Origin of the sequence: Brevundimonas sp., assembly GCF_031082345.1 — a bacterium.
Taxonomy (GTDB): domain Bacteria; phylum Pseudomonadota; class Alphaproteobacteria; order Caulobacterales; family Caulobacteraceae; genus Brevundimonas.
In genome coordinates this window covers 1-4727 of record NZ_JAVHLH010000215.1, presented here as the reverse complement: position 1 = coordinate 4727, position 4727 = coordinate 1, and the positions used below count along the sequence as shown (strand labels likewise).

Below are 4727 nucleotides of genomic sequence, written 5' to 3'. Positions count from 1 at the left end.
AGGGCTGGTTCGGATTGGCCGGAACCAGGGTGTCGAGGCTGGCCTCGTCGCGCTCGGGGTCGTCGTAGGAGTCGCGGACCGGGGGCTTTTCGCGGTTCGACAGGGGCAGGAAGCCGATCAGGCGGCGGACCTCGCTGAGGGCCTCCAGATCGTTCTCGAAGGCGCCGTCGGCGACCCCCGACTTGCCGGCGTGGACGCGGGCGCCGCCGAGGTCCTCGTGGGTGACCACCTCGTTGGTGACCGTCTTCACCACGTCGGGGCCGGTCACGTACATGTACGACGTGTCCTTCACCATGAAGATGAAGTCGGTGATGGCGGGGGAATAGACGTCGCCGCCGGCGCAGGGGCCCATGATGACGCTGATCTGGGGGATGACGCCGCTGGCCAGGGTGTTCTGCAGGAAGATGTCGGCATAGCCGGCGAGGGACTCGACCCCCTCCTGGATGCGGGCGCCGCCGGCGTCGAACAGGCCGATGATCGGGGCGCCGTTGGTCAGGGCCATCTTCTGGATCTTGACGATCTTGGCCGCGTGGGCGCCTGACAGCGAGCCGCCGAAGACGGTGAAATCCTTGGAGAAGACATAGACCAGGCGCCCGCCGATCGTGCCGCGGCCGGTGACCACGCCGTCGCCGGGGACGCGCTGTTTCTCCATGCCGAAGTCGTGCGAGCGGTGCTCCACGAACATGTCGGTTTCCTCGAACGAGCCCTCGTCGAGCAGCACCTCGATGCGCTCGCGGGCGGTCAGCTTGCCCTTGGCGTGCTGGGCGGCGATGCGTTTCTCGCCGCCGCCGAGACGGGCCCCGGCGCGGCGGGCTTCGAGCTGTTCGAGGATGTCTTGCATGGTCGGGTCTCCTTGAGCGCGAGGCTTAAGGAGGGCCGGGGGCGGAGGCAAGCGCCCCCGCGCCCGCCTTCGGACGGACCTAGGACTCCAGCGCCCTGAACCATCGGTCCAGCAGGACGGCTTCGGCGCGGCGGGCGGCGGTGCGTTCGGCGGCCTCGGCGTCGACGCCCCACTGGCGTTCCTGGAAGGCCTCATCGAGGCGGCTGAGTTCGAACGCCGCCTCGCCTTCGACCCGGCCGCGCTGCAGGGCGAAGGCGAGGACGGCGGAGCCCAGCAGGGGCGTGGCCATGGCCAGGCCGGTCAAGGCGAAGTCGTCGAGGCGCAGGGCCAGCTCGCGCGTCCGGGCGACGGCGGCGGGGTCCTGGGCCCGGTGGATGACGCCCTCGACCGGCTCCAGCACCACGCCCAGCTCCAAGGCCGCCCAGTCGCGCCAAGGCGTCCAGCAGGAGGCCTGTTCGACGGCCAGCGAGGTCGGATGGTCGGCGAGGTAGCAGACCAGGTCCGAGCCGGCGAAGGCGGCGATCTCGTCGGCCACGGCCTCGCGCACCTGGCTGACGCGGTCGATGGCGGTCGAGGCCAGGCGGGTGGCGGGCATGGTTCCCGGGTCGATGAACTCGCCCTGGGCGGCCCATTCGTCGGCGACCAGACGGGCGGCGGCCTCGGTCGGCAGGCGCAGCGGGGCGTGGGCCGGCGTCTTCGGCGTGCGGCCGTCGAGGGTTACGGCCCAGGACGACCCTTGGGCGCCCTCGCCTTCCGCCACGTCGACGGCGGTCCAGAAGCGCTTCAGACGCTCCTCGGACTCGCGAAAGCCCTTGCGGGCGGCGACGTTGGGATCGAGGGACGGGATGTGGCTCATGACGGGGCGTATAGCGCGGTGGGGCCGCCCCCTCCACAGGGAACGACCCGCGGCGGGCGTGGTTAGGTCGGCTGTACCGCAACGCTGAGAGGGGCGACCGCGCCGATGGAAGACCGGGGCTCAGACCGCGAGGAACTAGCCGAGAACCGCACAGATCTGGCCGAGGACCGCACGGCCATGGCCAATGAGCGGACCTTCGCGGGGTGGGCGCGGACGGCCATGGCGGCGATCGGCATCGGCCTGGCCTTCAACGCCCTGTTCAACGCCATGGAGCCGGCCTGGGCCCCCAAGGCCATCGCGACGGTCTTCATCCTGCTGGCCATCTTCCTCGTGGTCATGGCCGAGCGCCGCGCCTGCGCCGTCTCGGCGCGGCTGGACACCCATGCGGGCAAGGATTTGTCGAAGATGAACCTCCGCGTCATCGCCATCGGCATCGGCTTCGGCGCGGTGTGTCTGATCGCCGGAATCTGGCTGCTGGTCTGAGGCTCAGGCTGCGCGGGTCAGGTCGGCGAAGCCGTCCAGCACCACCGTCAGCTCGGAGAAGGTCCCGGCGACGTGACGCGCCCCCGCGGCCCGCTGTTCCTCGACCGTGTGAAAGCCCCAGGCCACGCCCAGCGGCAGGACGCCGGCGTTGATCGCCATCGTGATGTCATGGGCGGTGTCGCCGATCATCACCGTGCGGGCCGGATCGGAGTCGCAGGCGGCCATGGCGGCGTGCAGCATCGCCGGGTCGGGCTTGCCGGGCCCGTCCTCGGCGCAGTGGGACGACAGGAACAGGTCGGCCCAGCCCTCGCGGGCCAGGTTGCGGGCCACGCCGCGGCGGTTCTGGCCCGTGGCCAGCGCCAGACGCCAGCCGTCGCGGTGCAGGCGGCGCAGGGTGCTCATGGCCTCAGGATAGAGCGGCTCCTCGTGGCCTTCCGCGTACATGCGGTTGAAGCTGGCGCGGAAGCCGGCGATGAACCGGGCCAGGGTCTCCGCGTCCAGCCCCGGCTCGAGCACCGCCATGGCCTGCTCCAGCTTGAGGCCGACGGTCATGCGGACGCGGTCGTACTCGGGCTCGGGCAGGCCGATGTCGCGCGCGGCCTCGCAGGCGGCGCGATGGATCGAGGCGCGGCTGTCCACCAGGGTTCCGTCGATGTCGAAGACTGCGAGGGGGCGGGTCATCGCAGCCGCTTCACCCCTTCGAACGGATCGCTCTCGTTGCCTTCAGCCTCCTCGAAGCCGAAATGGGCGAAGCCGGCCTTCATCTCGGGGCTGAGCGGGGCCTCGACGATCAGCTTGCCGCCCGACGGGTGGTCCAGCTCGATGCGGCGGGCGTGGAGCTGGAGCTTCAGCGGGCCCGACAGCTCCTTCGATTTCTCGTCGCCGTATTTGGGATCGCCGAGGATCGGGTGGCCGATGGCGGCCATGTGGGCGCGCAGCTGGTGGGTGCGGCCGGTGAAGGGCCGCAGGGCCATCCACGAGGCGCGGTGGGCGGCTCTGGAGAGGGTGGCGAAGGCGGTCTCGGCGGGCTCGGCGCGCGGGTCCTTGCGGTCGGCGGGGCGCATCATTTCGAAGTCGTTGATGCCGGTCTTCTTCAGCGGCAGGTCGATCTGCCCGGCGGCGGGCTTGGGATTGCCGATGACGATGGCCCAATAGGTCTTCTTGGCCTGGCGCCGGGCGAAGGCGCCGGCCAGCCGCTTGGCCGCCTCGGGGCCCTTGCCGAGGAGCAGGACGCCGGAGGTGTCGCGGTCGAGGCGGTGGACCAGACGCGGGCGGTCCATCCCCTCCCCCCAGGCCGACAGCAGGCGGTCGACGTGGCGGCTGGTCTTGGTGCCGCCCTGAACGGCGAGGCCATGCGGCTTGTTGATGGCGATGACCATGTCGTCCTCGTAGAGCACGAGGGATTTGGCGAATTTGATATCCTGGGCGCTGAGGGTGTGGACGTCGCCGGCCTGACGCGAGGTGTCGTCCGGGATCGGCGGGACGCGCACGGCGGCGCCGGCGGTCAGGCGGCCTTCAGGCTTGATGCGGGCCCCGTCGACGCGGATCTGGCCGCTGCGGGCCATCTTCTGCACCTGGATGTTGGACAGGTGCGGCCAGCGCCGGCGGAACCAGCGGTCGAGGCGGATCCCGTCCTCGGCCTCGGCCACATAGATCGTCTGGACCTCGCGCTTCGGGGCGGGTTCGGCGTCCTGGATGGGGTCGTCAGTCAAAGGGCGGCTCCGAAGGCGCGGCGGGCGACCATCAGGCCGATGAACAGGGCGACGATCGACAGGACCACCGAGACGGCGGCATAGCCCCCGGCCATGGCGAATTGGCGGCGCTCGATCATCAGCGCCGTCTCCAGCGAGAAGGCCGAGAAGGTGGTGAAGCCGCCCAGCAGGCCGACCGCGGCGAACAGGCGGATCGACTCGCCGTGCAGCCCGCCCCGGAAGGCCAGCCAGCCGGCCAGCAGGCCCATCAGCAGGCCGCCGGCGACGTTCACGATCAGCGTGCCCCAGGGCCACTGGGCCGCCGGAAACAGGCGAAAGGCCCAGTGGCCGACGCCGTAGCGGGCGACGGCGCCGAGGGCGCCCCCCGCCGCGATGAGGAGAAGTCGCGTCATCATGCCGGGGCTTATACTGGACTCGGCGCCAAAACGAAGGAGGGGCGCCGGCAGCCTGACCGAAACTTCACTTGCCGGGCGGCACGGTTAACGGCGATACCTGACGGCGACGGCTCAGCTTCGCGTAACGAGGGAAGGCCGTCGGTTCGGCGGCGGCGATCCGCCATAGTGCCGGACCATCGAACGAAGGACCGCCGAAGCGCCATGTCGCACGACGATCAGAGCCATTCGCCCCACGGGCACAATCCGCGCGAGGCGCCGCTGGACGGCGGCCACGGCGGTCAGGGCTACGACGCCCGGCTGGGCGGCGGATTGGCGGGCCCGCCGACGCCGCCGCCGAGCGGGGCCTCGGACGTGCAGGACCGGGCCATTCCGTCGGCCACGCCGGTCCGCCGCACCGGGCCGCTGCGCAATCCGGAAGGCATCCTGCACCCGATCCAGGA

Annotated in this window: 7 protein-coding genes; 2 read left to right on the top strand and 5 right to left on the bottom strand. The window is 71.1% G+C overall.

Features of this window, described 5'->3' with window-relative positions:
• Both RDU12_RS12440 and RDU12_RS12435 read right to left on the bottom strand, forming a co-directional pair.
• Window positions 1-841 (bottom strand): carboxyl transferase domain-containing protein (locus RDU12_RS12440; protein ID WP_308684881.1); only part of this gene is annotated, 841 nt, incomplete at its 3' end.
• 79 nt (window positions 842-920) lie between these two features.
• A complete protein-coding gene (locus RDU12_RS12435; protein ID WP_300290047.1) occupies window positions 921-1697 on the bottom strand; it encodes an ATP12 family chaperone protein in 777 nt (258 codons plus the stop codon).
• A 105-nt stretch (window positions 1698-1802) separates the two neighbouring features.
• Between RDU12_RS12435 and RDU12_RS12430 the strand changes: the two genes are divergently transcribed.
• Window positions 1803-2180 (top strand): YidH family protein, encoded by a 378-nt coding sequence (locus tag RDU12_RS12430; protein WP_300290048.1) that lies wholly within the window; start codon window positions 1803-1805, stop codon window positions 2178-2180.
• Between the two features lie 3 nt (window positions 2181-2183).
• Here the strand turns inward: RDU12_RS12430 and RDU12_RS12425 are convergent, their stop codons facing one another.
• The 3 genes from RDU12_RS12425 to crcB are packed head-to-tail and all read right to left on the bottom strand — an operon-like array spanning window position 2184 to window position 4284.
• The gene (locus tag RDU12_RS12425) at window positions 2184-2861 is read right to left on the bottom strand and encodes an HAD-IA family hydrolase (protein ID WP_300290049.1); all 678 of its coding nucleotides are present in this window, start codon (window positions 2859-2861) and stop codon (window positions 2184-2186) included.
• Window positions 2858-3892, bottom strand: coding sequence for an RluA family pseudouridine synthase (locus RDU12_RS12420; protein WP_300290050.1), 1035 nt, complete (start codon window positions 3890-3892; stop codon window positions 2858-2860). The genes RDU12_RS12425 and RDU12_RS12420 overlap by 4 nt, the downstream gene beginning before the upstream one ends.
• On the bottom strand, window positions 3889-4284 hold the full coding sequence (gene crcB, locus RDU12_RS12415; protein WP_300290051.1) for a fluoride efflux transporter CrcB: 396 nt from the start codon (window positions 4282-4284) through the stop codon (window positions 3889-3891). Before crcB ends, RDU12_RS12420 begins: the two co-directional genes overlap by 4 nt.
• A gap of 204 nt (window positions 4285-4488) precedes the next feature.
• On the opposite strand from crcB, the gene RDU12_RS12410 reads away from it, so the two are divergent.
• On the top strand, window positions 4489-4727 hold a 239-nt coding region (locus tag RDU12_RS12410; RefSeq protein ID WP_308684877.1), incomplete at its 3' end, for a hypothetical protein.